Origin of the sequence: Streptomyces sp. NPDC002886 (assembly GCF_042888445.1) — a bacterium.
Taxonomy (GTDB): domain Bacteria; phylum Actinomycetota; class Actinomycetes; order Streptomycetales; family Streptomycetaceae; genus Streptomyces.
In genome coordinates, this window is record NZ_JBIAPV010000002.1 from 437,521 (window position 1) to 451,435 (window position 13,915).

The following is a 13,915-nucleotide window of genomic DNA, read 5'->3' on the forward strand; positions in this document are numbered from 1 at the left end:
GCGGTGCGAGGGATGCGAGGGATGCGAGGGGCGCATCAAGCAGGGCCCGGCACCAGGGTGTTCTCCGAGCGTCGGCCCGCCAGGTAGTCCGCGACGTTGGCGACGGTGGTGTCGATGATCTGGCCCACCGCGTCGTGGGTGTAGTACGCCTGGTGGGACGTGACGACCACGTTCGGGAAGGTGATCAGTCGGGCCAGGGTGTCGTCCTCGACGACCACCAGGGACTTGTCCAGGAAGAAGAGCCCAGCCTCGGCCTCGTACACGTCCAGGCCCACCCCCGCGAAGCGGCCCGTCCGCAACTCCGTGACCAGCGCGTCCGTGTCGATCAGGCCGCCGCGGCTGGAGTTCACCAGGATGGCGTCGTCCTTCATCAGCTTCAGCGCCTCGGCGCCGATGATGTGGTGCGTGGAGTCCAGCAGCGGAACGTGCAGGCTGATCAGGTCCGAGGAGGCGAACAGCGTGTCCTTGTCCACGTACTTCATGCCCAGCTCCACGCACGCCGGGTTCTGCGCCACGTCCCAGCCCAGCAGGTTCATCCCGAAGCCGTGGGCGATCCGGGTGAACGCCTCCCCGATCTTGCCGGTGCCGAGCACGCCCACCGTGCGGCCGCGCATGTCGCGGCCCATCAGGCCGTTCAGCCGGAAGTCGAAGTCCCGCGTGCGGTTCGAGGCCCGGACGATCCGCCGGTTCACGGCCATGGCCAGGGTCCACGCGAACTCGGCCACCGAGTACGGGGAGTAGTACGAGACCCGCCCGACCGTCAGGCCGAGCTGCCGCGCGACCTCCAGGTCGATGTTGTTGAAGCCCGTGGAGCGCTGGGCGATCATCTTCGTCCCGCCCGCCGCCAGGGTGCGCAGCACCCGGCCGTTCAGGTCCGCGTTGACGCTCGACGAGACGATCTCGTACCCGGCCGCGATGGGGGCGGTGTCCTCGCTGAGGAAGACGTCCAGGCAGCGCACCTCGTGCTGGCCCGCGAAGGCCTTCTCGATGAGCGGCTTCTCGTCGGCCGTCACCCCGAATGCCAGGATCTCCACGTTTACTCCCGTACTGCGCCAAAGGATCGGACCATGGGTCGTTTGTCACCTTACGACCCATGCCCCGCGCCCGCGCCGCGGCTCAGCCACTCAGCCGAAGAACACTCCGGCCTCCTCGTACAGCGCCGGATCCACCGTCTTCAGCTTCGCCGTCGCCTCGGCGATCGGCACCCGCACGATGTCCGTCCCCTTCAGCGCGACCATCTTCCCGAAGTCCCCGTCGCGCACCGCGTCGATCGCGTGCAGTCCGAAGCGGGTGGCCAGCCACCGGTCGAACGCGCTCGGGGTGCCGCCCCGCTGGATGTGCCCGAGTACGGTCGTACGGGCCTCCTTGCCGGTCCGCGCCTCGATCTCCTTGGCCAGCCACTCGCCCACGCCGGACAGCCGCACGTGCCCGAAGGAGTCCTTGGTCGCGTCCTTCAGCACCATGTCCCCGTCCTTGGGCATCGCACCCTCGGCGACGCACACGATCGGCGCGTAGCTCGCCTTGAAGCGCGAGCTCACCCAGGCGCAGACCTGGTCCACGTCGAAGCGCTGCTCCGGGATGAGGATGACGTTGGCGCCGCCCGCGAGGCCCGAGTGCAGGGCGATCCAGCCGGCGTGCCGGCCCATCACCTCGACGACCAGGACCCGCATGTGGGATTCGGCGGTGGTGTGCAGCCGGTCGATGGCCTCGGTCGCGATACCGACGGCGGTGTCGAAGCCGAAGGTGTAGTCGGTGGCCGACAGGTCGTTGTCGATGGTCTTCGGAACCCCGACGCAGGGGATGCCGTACTCCTCGTAGAGCTTCGCGGCCACGCCGAGGGTGTCCTCGCCGCCGATCGCGACGAGGGCGTCGACCTCGTACTTGGCGAGGTTCTCCTTGATCCGGCGGACCCCGTCGTCCAGCTTGAACGGGTTGGTGCGCGAGGAGCCGAGGATGGTCCCGCCGCGGGGCAGGATCCCGCGGACGGCGGGGATGTCGAGCGGGACGGTGCGGCCTTCGACCGTTCCGCGCCAGCCGTCCTTGAAACCGATGAACTCGTAGTCGTACTCCTGGACGCCCTTGCGCACGACACTGCGGATCACCGCGTTGAGCCCGGGGCAGTCGCCGCCGCCCGTCAGCACTCCGACCTTCATGGAATTTCCCTTCGCCACAGGGCCCGCTGAGGCCGCGGGGCCCGCATGACGGTCACGCTAGTGGTGACTCAGGTCACAGCAAGATGCCGGGAAGGGTCAATTCCGGGGGAATTGCGGGGCGTTGCATCCGCCCGTTCACTCGTACGAGCGGTGGCCTCGCCCCTCGTCGGCCTTACGCGTCGTCGAGGCCGCGCTCGATCGCGTACCGGACGAGCTCCACGCGGTTGTGCAACTGGAGCTTGCCCAGGGTGTTCTGCACGTGGTTCTGCACCGTGCGGTGGGAGATCACGAGCCGTTCCGCGATCTGCTTGTACGAGAGCCCCTTGGCCACCAGCCGCAGCACCTCGGTCTCCCGGTCGGTGAGCTGCGGGGCCTTCGGCTCGTCGGAGGCGGCGGGCGCCGGATCGGTGGCGAGGCGCCGGTACTCGCCGAGGACCAGGCCGGCCAGGCCCGGGGTGAAGACGGGGTCGCCGGCCGCCGTGCGGCGCACGGCGTCGATGAGCTCTTGGGCGCCCGCGGACTTCAGCAGGTAGCCGGTCGCGCCGGACTTCACGGCTTCCAGGACGTCGGCGTGCTCGCCGCTCGCGGAGAGCACGAGGACCCGCAGGGCCGGGTTGGCTCCGACCAGTTCCTTGCAGACCTGCACGCCGGGCATGCCGGGGAGGTTGAGGTCGAGGACCAGGACGTGCGGGGCCGCGGCGTGGGCCCTGCGCACCGCCTCGGGCCCGTCGCCCGCGGTGGCCACCAGGTCGAAGCCGGCCGCGGCGAGGTCGCGGGCGACCGCGTCCCGCCACATCGGGTGGTCGTCGACGACCATGACCTTGATGCCGCCGAGGCCGTTCTGGCCGTTCTGGTCGCCCGGCCCGTTCTGCCCGTGACCGCTCGGCTGGTTCGACTCGTTCACTTGGTGCTCCCCCTCGGTACTTTCAGTTCCACTTCGGTGCCCTGCCCCGGGACGGACACCAGCTCGGCGCTGCCGCCGAGGTCGCGGAGGCGGCCCCGGATGGACAGTGCCACTCCCATCCGGCCCTCACCCTCGGCCTGGTCGAGCCGGCCGGCCGGGATGCCCGGACCGTCGTCCCGGACGGTCACGATCACCTCGTCGCCCCAGTCCTCGACCAGGATCCAGGCGCTGGCCCCCTCGCCCGCGTGCTTGCGCACGTTGTCGAGGGCGGCGCCGACCGCCGCGGCCAGCTCCCTCGCGGCGGGCACGGGCAACGGCACCGGGGTGCCCGGTTCGGCGAAGCTCACCCGCGAGCCGGCGTGCGGGGCCAGGAGGGCCCGCAGATCGAGCTCGCCCTCCTCCTCGCCGGGTTCCTCCACCTCGAAGGCGGCCACGATCGCGCCGAGCGCCTCGTCGCGGGAGATCCGGGAGGGGCGCGCCAGTCCGCTGGAGACCAGGGTGCGCAGCGCGACCTCCTGCTCCCCCGCCATCCGGCCGAGCTCGGCGGCCTCCCCGCCCAGTTCGGTGCCGCGCCGCTGGACCATGGCGAGGACCTGGAGGACCCCGTCGTGGATGTCGCGGGCGAGGCGTTCGCGCTCGCGGGTGGCGGCCTCGATCTCCAGGGCGCGGGCGAGGGTGGCCTCACTGGCCCGGGCGACCTCGACGACGTAGCCGATGGCGACGGAGGCCACCCAGACCAGGAGCACGTTGTGCAGGGTGTCCCGGGTGGGCTCGCCGCGCTGTACGAGGTTGGCGGCGGCGACGAAGGTGGAGGCGAAACAGGCCCAGCGCCAGCCGCCCTTGATGGCGAAGGCGAGGACCGCGCCCGCGGTCCATATGGAGGGGAGGGTGGGACCGCCGCCCGTGACCCGTGCGTGGCTGTCCGCGAGCGGGGTGAGCAGGATCCCGACGCAGGCGACGGTGAGGTCGGCGCACAGGAACCGCTTGGTGCAACTGGCGGCGTTGGCCACCTTGGGGAGGGTGACCAGGGTCCAGCCGGCCAGGAAGGCCAGGTAGGAGGCCGCGATCCAGGGGCGGTCGAACTTCTTGTAGGCGGAGGCGAACAGCAGGGCCGCGTAGACCATGGTGAGCAGCCGGTAGGCCGTCAGGGCACGCCACAGCGGCTGCTCGACCGACATGCGTACGACGCGCTCGCGCTTCGCCATCTCCCCCACCCCGTACGGGCGGTCCCGCCCGTGTGCTGCTACTTGTCGGTGTCCGAGACGGCCGGTTCGGCCTTCTCGCTCCTCGCGGCGGCCTTCTCCGCGTCCGCGATCTGGCGCTTGGCGGCCGTCGCGTAGATGTCGACGTACTCCTGGCCGGAGAGCTTCATGATCTCGTACATGACCTCGTCGGTCACCGAGCGGAGGATGAAGCGGTCCCCCTCCATCCCGTGGTAGCGGCTGAAGTCCAGCGGCTTGCCGATCCGGATGCCCGGGCGCATCAGCTTGGGCACCACCTTTCCCGGCGGCTGGATCTTCTCCGTGTCGATCATCGCGACGGGGATCACGGGCGCTCCGGTGGCCAGGGCCACCCGGGCCAGACCGCCGGGCTTCCCACGGTAGAGCCGACCGTCGGGTGAACGCGTCCCTTCGGGGTAAATACCGAACAGCTCTCCGCGTTCGATGACGTCGATGCCGCTCTTGATGGCGGCCTCGCCGGCCCCGCGCGCACCGGAACGGTCCACCGGGAGCTGGCCGACGCCCTTGAAGAAGGCGGCCGTCAGCTTGCCCTTGACGCCCGGGGAGGTGAAGTACTCCGCCTTCGCGATGAAGGTCACCTTGCGGTCCAGCACGGCCGGGAGGAAGAAGGAGTCGGAGAAGGACAGGTGGTTGCTCGCGAGGATCGCCGGCCCCTCTGCGGGAATGTTCTCGAGGCCCTCCACCCACGGCCTGAAGGCGAGCTTCAGGGAACCGCCGATCGAGAACTTCATTGCGCCGTAGATCAACTCGAAAGCCTTCCTGTGTCTGTCGAACAGACCTTATCCCCTGGTCGTACCGGGAGCCGTCCGACGACCCTGGTCGGTGCCACCCCCGTCGCGTACGGTGAAGTCACACAGCGCTACGCACCCCACACCCCCCTCGAAGGAGACCCTGGTGCCCGTCCTCCCTGGAGCCGAGCCGTTCCGCCACGAGGGCGGAAAGGTCGGCGTCCTCCTCTGCCACGGCTTCACCGGTTCCCCCCAGTCGATGCGGCCCTGGGCCGAGCATCTGGCCGCGCAGGGACTGACGGTGTCGCTGCCCCTGCTCCCCGGGCACGGGACGCGCTGGCAGGACATGCAGCTCACCGGCTGGCAGGACTGGTACGCCGAGGTCGACCGCGCGCTGCGGGAGCTGCAGGGCAGCTGCGAGCAGGTGTTCGTCTTCGGGCTGTCGATGGGCGGCGCGCTGACCCTGCGGCTGGCGGCGAAGCACGGGGACGGTATCAGCGGCATCGTCCTCGTCAACCCGGTCAACAAGATCCACGACCCGCTGGCCGTGGCCCTGCCGGTCGTCAAGCACTTCGTCCGCTCGACGCCGGGCATCGCGAGCGACATCGCCAAGCCGGGCGCGGTCGAGGTCGGCTACGACCGGGTCCCGACCCGGGCCGCGCACTCGCTGCGCACGTTCCTGCAGATGCTGGACACCGAACTGCCGCAGGTGACGCAGCCGCTGCTGCTGTTGCACAGCCCGCAGGACCACGTGGTGCGGCCGGCGGACTCGACGCGGATCCTGGCGCGGGTGTCCTCCACGGACGTCACCGAGACGCTGCTGGAACAGAGTTACCACGTCGCGACGTTGGACCATGACGCGGAGCGGATCTTCGCGGACAGCTACGCGTTCGTCGGCCGGCTGTCGGAGAGCTTGGGCAGGGAGGGGGCGGCCAGCGGTGGCTGAGCACGAGGAGTCTTCGGGGGGTGTCCCCCCGCTGGACGAGGAAGCGGCGTGGGCGGCGATCGTGGCCGGCTACGGGCAGGAGCCCGCGGACCCGCCGGGCGCGAGACCGTTCCGGCCGATCGAGAACCTCCTCCTGCCGGAGGAGGACGTGAAACCGGCCGGCCCCGCGCCGACGGCCGACCCGGCGAGCCCGGCGGCCCCGGCCGGCCCGGCCTCCCCGGAGCCGCCGTCGGCGGCCCTGGGCAGCTCGGTGGTGTTCGCCCCGGGCGTGGGCGGCGCGGTCGGGCCGGGTCCCCGGGACCACTCCCTGGCCGAGCCCGACGACTCCCCCGGGGCCGCGAAGGACGAGGGGCACTTCGTACCCCCCGAGCCGGAGCTGCCGGAGGCGGACGCGACGTCGAAGTTCGCCTGGCTGGCGGTGGTGGGCGGACCGGTCCTGCTGCTCCTGGCGGTGCTGCTGCAGTGGGAGATGACCTGGTGGCTGACGACGCTGGGCGTCGGCGGCTTCCTGGGCGGCTTCGCGACGCTGGTCGCGCGGATGTCCACGGACGAGGACGATGACGACGACCCCGGTCGGGGCGCGGTGGTGTAGCCCGCGGCCCTGACGGCTCCGCCGTCGTGGTGGGCCGTCGGTGGGCGGGTGCGGGTGGCTTTGCCCTGCGGGCGAAGCCACCCACCCTCCCCCAGACTCCGTCCGGGGGAGGACCCCCGGTTCCACCGTTCCCAGGGCTCCGCCCTGACCCGTCGGGCCCCGCGCCTCACACGCCGGCGCGGCCGGATGTGCGCAGCGGTGCGCGGAGTGCGTCAGGAGGGTGCTGCCGGCAGCCTGAGGGTGGCCAGGACCGGGAGGTGGTCCGTGGCGGCGGCCAGGTCCTCGGGGGTGACTCCCGGGAGCCCCTCGGGAACGCCGCAGGCGAGGACCTGCACCCCCGCGCTGGCGAAGACCGCGTCGATCCGCCGCGGCGGCGACGACCGCACCCACGTGTGCTCCCCACCCCACGGCGCCGCCACCCGGCAGTCCTGCAGGGCCCCCGCCAGCCGGCGGAAGGCGGGCCCCGAGGGGCCCTCGTTGATGTCCCCCGCGGCGATCGCGTACGGCACGTCCATCCCGGCGAGCCGGTCCAGGAGCAGTTCCGCCTGGGCGAGGCGTTCCGGGCCGTCCAGGGAGAGGTGCGTGCTCAGGACCCCGACCCGGACCCCTCCCAGCCGTACGACCGCCGTGGCGAAGCCCCGCCGGTGGCGGCCCGGGGTCAGCGGCAGCAGGACGTCCTCGGTCCGCTCCACGAAGGCCCGTAGGGAACACAGGAGCAGCGGGCCCGCCGCCGTCGCACCGCCCGACAGGACCACCAGGTCGCACTTCGAGGCCAGTCGCGCCGCGTGCTTGCGCCACCGGAAGAACCGCGGCGCCTCCTGGACGCACACCAGGTCCGGTGCGCACGCGCGGATGACCCGTGCCAGCGCGTCCTCGTCGTCGCGCAGGGAGCGGACGTTGTAGGAGAGCACCCGGATCACGGCGGAACCATCGGCTTCGGTAAGGGAGTTCGGCAGCTCGGCGGGTTCGTGTTCCATACCCGGCAACATAACGAGACTGCCCGCCGCGCCCCAGGGGGCGCGGCGGGCAGTTCCACCGATACGGGTTCCCGCGGGGCGGGCTTCAGCCCTGGCGGGCCAGGTCCGCCGCGCCGACCAGGCCGGCCTTGCCGCCGAGCTGCGCCGCGAGCACCTGCGCGTGCGGGCGCCACGCGCCGCCGATCAGCCAGCGCTTGAAGGACTTGCGGATCGGGTCGAGGACCAGGTCGCCCTCGTCCGAGACGCCGCCGCCGACGATGAACGCCGACGGGTCGAAGAGCGAGGCCAGGTCCGCGAGGCCGGCGCCCGCCCAACGGGCCAGCTCGCGGAAGGAGTCGATGGCCACCAGGTCGCCGGCGCGGGCCGCCTCGCTGATGTGCTTGCCCTCGATGCCGTCGGGGGTGCCGTCGCCGAGCGCGAGGAGTGCCTTCGCGTTCTCGGGGGTGGCGTTGGCGCGCTGCTTGGCGTACCGGACGAGCGCGCGCCCGGAGGCGTACTGCTCCCAGCAGCCCTGGCTGCCACAGCCGCACAGCAGGCCGTCCGGGACCACCCGGATGTGGCCGAACTCCGCGGCCACGCCGAAGCGTCCGCGCCGGAGCTTGTTGCCGATGATGATGCCGCCGCCCAGGCCCGTGCCGAGCGTGATGCAGATGACGTCCTCGTGGCCCTGGCCGGCGCCGAAGCGGTACTCGCCCCAGGCGGCGCAGTTCGCGTCGTTCTCGACGACCACGGGCAGGCCGATGCGCTGCTCGACCTTGTCCTTGAGCGGCTCGTGCCGCCAGTTGATGTTCGGCGCGAAGAGTACGGTCGCGCGCTTGTCGTCGACGTATCCGGCGGCGCCGATGCCGACCGCGTCGATGGTGTGGCTGGCGCTGACCTCGGAGACGGCGGCGCAGATCGCGTCCGTCACGCCGTCCGGGGTCGGCGGCGTGGGCACCTTGTACGTCTCAAGGATGGTGCCGTCTTCGTCGACCACGCCGGCCGCGATCTTCGTGCCGCCGATGTCGACGCCGATGGTGAGTCCCATTAGTCCCTCGGTTTCCGGTCAAACCCCGCCGCTGTCAACCGTACCCGAGGGAGGGCGGGGTTCAGTCGAGATCGATCCGCTCGGTCGGGCCGTCGCCGTCCTCGTCACGGGGGTCCTTCGCGTTTCCGGCGGCGTTGCCGGTGGGGTCGGCGCCGGTCCCGCCGCCCCGTCCGGGGGCCGGTTCGTCGCGCGTCCAGCGGCGCTCGTGGCCCTCGACCGCGGAACGGTAGGCGGCGAGCAGCTCCGAGCCGGCCGCCGCCAGGTGGTCGAAAACCTCGGGGTTGCGCTCGACGACGGGTTTGGCGGCGGTCTTCGCCTGGTTGACGAACTGCCGTACGGCGCCCTGCGCGGCCACGCCGAACAGCGGGTTGTTCAGCGCGGAGACCTTGTCGGACACCTTGTCCGCGACGGCCTCGAAGAGCTTGAACAGCTCCTCTGCGGCGGTCCCGGTGCCCGCGCTCCCGGAGGCGCCCTGCTCGGACCTGCGGCGCTCCCGCTCGGAGGCGAGGTCCTCGGCGCAGGCCTCGGCCCAGGCGTCGTCCCGGGAGGAGGGATCGGTGGGGCGGTCGGTGGCCTCGCTCATGGCGGACTCTCCTGCTGCGGCGGGCGTGCGGTGCGGATTCCTGCTCCTACTCCCTCCGACGGTACCCGAACGGCGGTACGCCCCCCAGGCCGCCGGGACCTCCGGGACCGCCCGCTACGCCTTTCCCCCGCTCCGGGGCCACAGCTCCGGGTCCGGGGTGAAGCGGATGCGGAGCTCGTCGTCGGCGAGGGCGGCGCCGGAGACGGTGCAGCGGCGCAGCGCGGCGGGCAGCGGAACGATCCTGCGGTACGGGCCCACCGTGAGCAGCAGCTCGTCACCGCGCCGGACCAGGCCGAGCTCGCGCTTCTCCGCACGGGGCAGCGGGACCCGCCACAGCAGCACCCCGTCCTCGGCGATCCGGTCCTCGACGGTCCAGGCCGGGCGGGGCGCGGTCGCCGGGGCGGGTGCCGGGGCCAGCTCCGCGAGGTCCTCGGGACCGTGCGGGTCCCGGCCCAGGTGGGGCACGGGGAGCACCGGGAGGCTCTCGTCGCCGGCCCACTGGGCGGCGTACTTCTCCTGCTGGGCGGCGAGCCCCGCCAGCCAGGGGTCGGGGGATCCGGCGGGCAGCATCCGGTTGGCGACGAGCGCCGAGACGGGCAGCCGGTACAGGGCGAGCCCGAGCATGCCCAGGCGCAGCGCGGCGTCGGCGCCGGGTCCCGGCTCGGCGACGAGCCGTACGGAGGTGGTGGGGGCCTCCAGCACGTCCTGGACGGCCGCCAGGTCCTCGTCCCAGCGGGCGGCGGCCTCGTACAGCCACTGTGCGGGCATGGGGACGCCGGCGAGCTGGGCCAGTACGGGGCGCAGGGCGCGGGCCGCCTGGCGCTCCGCGGGGAGCAGCCGGGCGAGGTAGCGGCGGAGCTGCGCGGGGAGGGCGAGGGTGGTGATCGCCTGGTGCAGCGGGGGCAGGTCGACCACCACGAGGTCGGTGCCGGGCTCGTCCGCGGCCCGGCGCAGGGCGCGGAGCAGGGCGAACTGCTCGGCGCCGGGCAGTTCGGTGATCTCGTCGGTGTGCAGCGGGCGGGCGCCGAGCATCCCGAGGACCGCGGAGCCGCGCTCCTGGAGCTCGACGAGCTCGCGCCGGAACTCCTCGCCGGAGTCGACGCGGGCCACCCTGAGCGTGCCCTGCGGGGTGACCGGCGGATCGGCGGGGCCGGCGCAGAGCAGGAGCACCCGGTGCCCCTGGCGTGCGGCGGCGAGTGCGGTGGCCGCCGCGACGGTGCTCCGCCCGGCGCCGCCGGGGCCGGTGACGAGAAGGGTGTGCATGCTGCTCCTAGCTCCGCGGGTGCCTGGCCCCGGATCCCGGTGGGACCGCAGGCCGGCCGCTGCCAGCCTCGCACGCCCCCGGGACCCACCCGGGCCCCGGTCCCCACCGCCGGACGCGGTCCGGCGCAGCGGCGCGTCAGGAGGCTTCAGGCTCCGGGTGGCTTTCCACGCGCTTCTTCAGGCCTGCCAGGGCCCGGTCGATGATGACCTTCTCCGCCTTGCGCTTGATCATCCCGAGCATCGGGATCTTGACGTCCACCGTCAGCGAGTACGTCACCTCGGTGCGCGCACCGCCCGCGACCGGCGCCAGCTGGTAGGACCCGTCCAGCTGCCGCAGCATCTGGGACTTGTCCAGGGTCCAGCTGACCGTGTTCTCCGCCGGCCAGGTGTAGGCCAGCGTGTGGTCGTCCTTGATCGCGCCCGCGTCCAGCAGCAGCCGGACGCGCGAGGCCCGGCCGGCGTCGTCCTTCGCCAGTACCTCGGCCTCCTTCACCTCGCCGGTCCACTCCGGGTAGCGGGCGAAGTCGGCGATCACGGCCATGACGTCGGCCGGGGACGCCTCGATCATGATGCTCGAGCTGGTGTGTTCCGCCATCGCGGTCGCTCCTCCGGGGGGAGTTCGAGGAAAGTGCGGACGGCCTGGGCCGCCGCGTGAAGGCTATCGCGCGTCAGGAGCTCACCACTCCAGGGCCCACGGCCTTCCGGTGGCGGCGAAGTGCCCGACGTTCACGCACTCGGTGGCGCCGATCCGCATCCGCCGGGCGAGCGGCTGGTGCACGTGGCCGAAGAGCGCGTACCGGGGCCGTACCCGGCGGATCGCGGCGAGCAGGGCCCCGCTCCCCCGCTCGAAGCGCCGCGCCACGGTGTCGTAGCAGAGCTCCGGGACATCCGGCGGGATGTGCGAGCAGAGCACGTCGACCTCGCCCAGCGCCTCCACCTTGGCCGCGTACTCCTCCTCGGGCACCTCGTAGGGCGTGCGCATCGGCGAGGGCAGTCCGCCGCCGACGAAGCCGAAGACCCGGCCGCCGATCTCGGCGCGCTGCCCGTCGAGCACGGTCAGGCCCGGGCCCGCGTACTCGGGCCAGAGCCCGGGGATGTCGACATTGCCGTACGTGGCGTACGTGGGCCGGGGGAAGGCGGCGAACATCTCGGCGTACTGGCGCCGGACCGCGCCCTCGACGAGCCGTTCCCGGTCCAGCCCGGCCCACAGCCCGCGGGCGAAGTCCCGGGCCTCCTCGAAACGGCGGGCGGTGCGCAGCTCCACGATGTGATCGGCGTTCTCGACGCCGAAGAGGTCGGGGAAGATGCCGCGCGAGTGGTCGGCGTAGTCGAGGAAGAGAACCAGGTCACCGAGGCAGATCAGCGCGTCGGCGCCCTCCCCGGCCCGCGCCAGGGCCTCGGTGTTGCCGTGGACGTCGCTGACGACGTGGACGCGTGTCCGGTTCTTCGTGCCACCCATAGAGCCACCCATGCGGCCACCCTAGGCGCGCTTGGGCACCGCAGGGAGGGAATCGGCTCAGGCGGCCGGACCTGCGGTTACTTCCGAGTCGCAAACCGGGTCGACTAATGTCGGCAGGACACGGCCGCGACATGTGACGCAGGGAACATCTGGCCGGTTCCCTCTATCCGGAACCCCCTACCGGTGGGTAACGTCCGGTCGGTCCACATGGTGGCGATGGCGCCCAGAGGAGCAGCAGTCTTGCGCGAGTTCAGCCTTCCGGCCCTGTACGAGGTCCCGTCGGACGGGAACCTGACGGATCTCATCCGCCGCAACGCCGCTCAGCATCCCGACACCGCCGTCATGGCCCGCAAGGTCGGCGGCGCGTGGCAGGACGTCACCGCGACCGAGTTCCTCGCCGAGGTCCGCAGCGCGGCGAAGGGCCTGATCGCGGCCGGCATCAAGCCCGGCGACCGGGTCGCCCTGATCTCCCGCACCCGCTACGAGTGGGTGCTGATCGACTTCGCGATCTGGAGCGCGGGCGCCGTCACGGTCCCCGTGTACGAGACCAGCTCCCCCGAGCAGATCCAGTGGATCCTCGGCGACTCCGGCGCCGTCGCCGTCGTCGTGGAGTCCCCCGCGCACGCCGCGTCCGTGGCCGCCCTGCGCGACCGGCTGCCGGAGCTGCGCGAGGTCTGGGAGATCGAGCAGGGCGCTCTGGAGACGCTGCGGGCCGCCGGCGCCGGGATCTCCGACGCCGAGGTCGACGAGCGCAGCGCGCTGGCGGGCGCCGACGACCCGGCCACCATCGTCTACACCTCCGGCACCACCGGCCGCCCCAAGGGCTGCGTGCTGACCCACCGCAGCTTCTTCGCCGAGGTCGGCAACATCGTGGCCCGGCTGCACCCGCTCTTCCGGACCGGCGAGTGCTCCGTGCTGCTCTTCCTGCCGGCCGCGCACGTCTTCGGCCGCCTGGTGGAGGTGGCGGCCGTGCTGGCGCCGATCCGGCTGGGCTGCGTACCGGACATCAAGAACCTCACCGACGAGCTGCAGTCCTTCCGGCCCACGCTGATCCTCGGCGTGCCGCGCGTCTTCGAGAAGGTCTACAACTCGGCCCGCGCCAAGGCCCAGGCCGACGGCAAGGGCAAGATCTTCGACGCGGCGGCCGAGACGGCGATCGCGTACAGCCGCGCGCTGGACCTGCCCGGCGGGCCGTCCCTCAAGCTGAGGCTGAAGCACAAGCTCTTCTCCAAGCTGGTCTACAGCAAGCTCCACGCGGTCCTCGGCGGGCGCGGCGAGTACGCGATCTCCGGCGGGGCCCCGCTGGGCGAGCGGCTCGGCCACTTCTTCCGCGGCATCGGCTTCACGGTGCTGGAGGGCTACGGCCTGACCGAGTCCTGCGCCGCCACGGCCTTCAACCCGTGGGACAAGACGAAGATCGGTACGGTCGGCCAGCCGCTCCCCGGCTCCGTGGTGCGCATCGCCGACGACGGCGAGGTGCTGCTGCACGGCGAGCACATCTTCAAGGAGTACTGGAACAACCCGACGGCCACCGCCGACGCGCTGACCGACGGCTGGTTCCACACCGGCGACGTCGGCACCCTCGACGAGGACGGCTACCTGGCGATCACCGGGCGCAAGAAGGAGCTCATCGTCACGGCGGGCGGCAAGAACGTCGCCCCCGCCGTGATCGAGGACCGGATCCGGGCGCACGCGCTGGTCGCGGAGTGCATGGTGGTCGGCGACGCGCGGCCGTTCGTGGCCGCGCTGGTCACCATCGACGAGGAGTTCCTGGGCCGGTGGGCCGCGGAGAACGGCAAGCCGGCCGGCGTGACGGCGGCCCAGCTGCGCGAGGACGCGGATCTCGTCGCCGCCGTCCAGAAAGCCGTGGACGACGGCAACGCGGCGGTTTCCAAGGCGGAATCGGTGCGGAAATTCCGCATTCTGCCCTCCCAGTTCACGGAGGAGTCCGGGCACATCACGCCTTCGCTGAAGCTGAAGCGGAATGTGGTGGCGAAGGACTTCGCGGACGAGATCGAAGCCCTCTACCGGGGCTGACGGGT

General features: G+C 72.2%; 14 protein-coding genes. 3 read left to right on the top strand and 11 right to left on the bottom strand.

Features of this window, described 5'->3' with window-relative positions:
- Positions 1-35: 35 nt before the first annotated feature.
- The 5 genes from ACFYYB_RS08160 to ACFYYB_RS08180 form a co-directional block, all read right to left on the bottom strand.
- A complete protein-coding gene (locus ACFYYB_RS08160; protein WP_389433940.1) occupies positions 36-1,034 on the bottom strand; it encodes a 2-hydroxyacid dehydrogenase in 999 nt (332 codons plus the stop codon).
- Positions 1,035-1,124: 90 nt separating this feature from the next.
- Complete coding sequence (locus ACFYYB_RS08165; protein WP_389433942.1) at positions 1,125-2,153, bottom strand: 6-phosphofructokinase; 1,029 nt, start codon at positions 2,151-2,153, stop codon at positions 1,125-1,127.
- Between the two features lie 172 nt (positions 2,154-2,325).
- The gene (locus ACFYYB_RS08170; RefSeq protein WP_389434959.1) at positions 2,326-2,970 is read right to left on the bottom strand and encodes a response regulator; all 645 of its coding nucleotides are present in this window, start codon (positions 2,968-2,970) and stop codon (positions 2,326-2,328) included.
- Between the two features lie 83 nt (positions 2,971-3,053).
- Complete coding sequence (gene macS / locus ACFYYB_RS08175; RefSeq protein ID WP_389433944.1) at positions 3,054-4,262, bottom strand: MacS family sensor histidine kinase; 1,209 nt, start codon at positions 4,260-4,262, stop codon at positions 3,054-3,056.
- 38 nt (positions 4,263-4,300) lie between these two features.
- Positions 4,301-5,029: a lysophospholipid acyltransferase family protein gene (locus ACFYYB_RS08180; protein ID WP_389434960.1), complete on the bottom strand. Its 729-nt coding sequence runs from the start codon at positions 5,027-5,029 to the stop codon at positions 4,301-4,303.
- 163 nt (positions 5,030-5,192) lie between these two features.
- Between ACFYYB_RS08180 and ACFYYB_RS08185 the strand changes: the two genes are divergently transcribed.
- A complete protein-coding gene (locus ACFYYB_RS08185; RefSeq protein ID WP_389433946.1) occupies positions 5,193-5,972 on the top strand; it encodes an alpha/beta hydrolase in 780 nt (259 codons plus the stop codon).
- Positions 5,965-6,564: a hypothetical protein gene (locus ACFYYB_RS08190; RefSeq protein WP_389433948.1), complete on the top strand. Its 600-nt coding sequence runs from the start codon at positions 5,965-5,967 to the stop codon at positions 6,562-6,564. The genes ACFYYB_RS08185 and ACFYYB_RS08190 overlap by 8 nt, the downstream gene beginning before the upstream one ends.
- 212 nt (positions 6,565-6,776) lie before the next feature.
- Here the strand turns inward: ACFYYB_RS08190 and ACFYYB_RS08195 are convergent, their stop codons facing one another.
- From ACFYYB_RS08195 to ACFYYB_RS08220, 6 genes are all read right to left on the bottom strand, one after another.
- The gene (locus ACFYYB_RS08195; protein WP_389433950.1) at positions 6,777-7,541 is read right to left on the bottom strand and encodes an endonuclease/exonuclease/phosphatase family protein; all 765 of its coding nucleotides are present in this window, start codon (positions 7,539-7,541) and stop codon (positions 6,777-6,779) included.
- Between the two features lie 85 nt (positions 7,542-7,626).
- Entirely contained in the window at positions 7,627-8,568 is a 942-nt protein-coding gene (locus tag ACFYYB_RS08200; RefSeq protein ID WP_250743712.1) for an ROK family glucokinase, read from the bottom strand.
- 61 nt (positions 8,569-8,629) lie between these two features.
- Positions 8,630-9,151 carry a DUF5304 domain-containing protein gene (locus ACFYYB_RS08205; RefSeq protein ID WP_389433952.1) on the bottom strand — a complete coding sequence of 174 codons (522 nt, stop codon included), beginning with the start codon at positions 9,149-9,151 and terminating at the stop codon, positions 8,630-8,632.
- Positions 9,152-9,265: 114 nt separating this feature from the next.
- On the bottom strand, positions 9,266-10,414 hold the full coding sequence (locus ACFYYB_RS08210) for an ArsA family ATPase (protein WP_389433954.1): 1,149 nt from the start codon (positions 10,412-10,414) through the stop codon (positions 9,266-9,268).
- Positions 10,415-10,550: 136 nt separating this feature from the next.
- Positions 10,551-11,009: an SRPBCC family protein gene (locus ACFYYB_RS08215; protein ID WP_389433955.1), complete on the bottom strand. Its 459-nt coding sequence runs from the start codon at positions 11,007-11,009 to the stop codon at positions 10,551-10,553.
- 81 nt (positions 11,010-11,090) lie between these two features.
- Positions 11,091-11,885: a metallophosphoesterase gene (locus tag ACFYYB_RS08220; RefSeq protein ID WP_389433956.1), complete on the bottom strand. Its 795-nt coding sequence runs from the start codon at positions 11,883-11,885 to the stop codon at positions 11,091-11,093.
- Between the two features lie 228 nt (positions 11,886-12,113).
- Here ACFYYB_RS08220 and ACFYYB_RS08225 point away from each other — a divergent pair, with 228 nt between their 5' ends.
- On the top strand, positions 12,114-13,910 hold the full coding sequence (locus ACFYYB_RS08225) for an AMP-dependent synthetase/ligase (RefSeq protein WP_389433958.1): 1,797 nt from the start codon (positions 12,114-12,116) through the stop codon (positions 13,908-13,910).
- Positions 13,911-13,915 lie beyond the last annotated feature (5 nt).